This window comes from Candidatus Chloroploca asiatica (assembly GCF_002532075.1).
Taxonomy (GTDB): Bacteria; Chloroflexota; Chloroflexia; order Chloroflexales; family Chloroflexaceae; genus Chloroploca; species Chloroploca asiatica.
Genome location: NZ_LYXE01000081.1, coordinates 1 through 770 on the forward strand (window position 1 = coordinate 1; position 770 = coordinate 770).

A 770-nucleotide genomic window follows, 5' to 3' on the forward strand; every position below is an offset into this window, starting at 1 on the left:
CCTGATGCAAGCACTGTAATGGCAGCGCCTTCCAGGCCGAGGGTTTGCAGAGGAGCGGCATAGGTAGCAACAGTCACGGTGCCTGTAGCGTCTCTTACTTCAAGCGTGTAGTTCAAAGTTGCGAGAGGTAGGTAGCCTGCGAAATCGCCATATTCAAAATCGGAGATAATCTGTCCGGCACCCACACCGGTTTCCCATACGCTTACAGTTGGAGCGTCGGTTGAGCCGTGGAATACAAGCACGTCGGTATTGGTAGCTACATTGGCTTCTTCACGACCCATTGCGTAAACATTTAATCCAAAAGGAGTAGCAGGAGCATAGCCAGTTGCACTAACTATACCGTTGGCAACCACCATATAGGTTTCGTCTTCGGTTAGATTAACAGTGAAAGGGCCTACGCCACTTCCGATGCCTGCTCCGGCAGGAGCCAATACGATGTCGAGGTTAACACCAGCAGGAACATCCATGAAAGCAGTTGCCTGACGGAAACCTACATTCTGAAGGAAAGGTTCGCCATTTACAAAAATGTCAACAGTTTCAACCACAGCATCAGCCGAGTTGTGGATAATCTGCACGCGGGCAGTGGGAGTAGGTTCTTCAATAAGAGGAAGGGCAATCAGGTCACCTCCTGAAGCAAGCGCGACATAAAGACCGAAAGCAGGGCCATCACTATTGTTGGCAGGGTTTAGAAATCCTGATGCAAGCACTGTAATGGCAGCGCCTTCCAGGCCGAGGGTTTGCAGAGGAGCGGCATAGGTAGCAACAGTCAC

1 protein-coding gene is annotated in these 770 nt (G+C 50.9%); it reads right to left on the reverse strand.

Features of this window, described 5'->3' with window-relative positions:
* Positions 1 to 770, reverse strand: a 770-nt coding sequence (locus A9Q02_RS09615) for a DUF4397 domain-containing protein (protein ID WP_141508811.1), incomplete at both ends; no start/stop codon positions are given.